Annotated in this window: 1 protein-coding gene; it reads left to right on the top strand. The window is 69.4% G+C overall.

Annotated features, from left to right (window positions below; translation table 11 throughout):
- The coding region (locus MKK75_RS12455; protein ID WP_244042878.1) for a hypothetical protein at window positions 1–266 on the top strand (266 nt) is incomplete at its 5' end.
- Window positions 267–386 lie beyond the last annotated feature (120 nt).

Below are 386 nucleotides of genomic sequence, written 5' to 3'. Positions count from 1 at the left end.
GGGCCTTGTTTCGCTGGGCGTTCTATGCCGCCAACTGGTCGCGCGTCGTTGCCCGGGTTCCGGCCGACCTCCCGGTTCTGCCCGACCTCCTGCGCCGCGCCGGCTGCAAGCACGATGGGCGCCCCCACTGCCGCCTCAACGGCGCCGACGCGCAGCTTTGGGCGCTGACGGCCCACGACGCCCTCTGGATCATGCCCCGCCCGATGCATCGCCCCGCCCAGGCCGAGCGCGGCATCCCCATACCCGCCCCGCTGAAGCGCTACTGAGTATGCTCCGTGTCGACTCTCTCACGTGCGCGCCCGCCACCACCCCCTCCACGCACAACATTCAGACCATCAACACCGGTCTGAACCAGCAGAGCACAGCGCTCGGCGACAACTACACAC

Origin of the sequence: Methylobacterium sp. J-030 (assembly GCF_022829545.1) — a bacterium.
In the GTDB taxonomy this organism is placed as follows: Bacteria; Pseudomonadota; Alphaproteobacteria; order Rhizobiales; family Beijerinckiaceae; genus Methylobacterium.
Note: the sequence above shows the minus strand (reverse complement) of the source record. Positions and strands in the feature narration are given on the sequence as shown.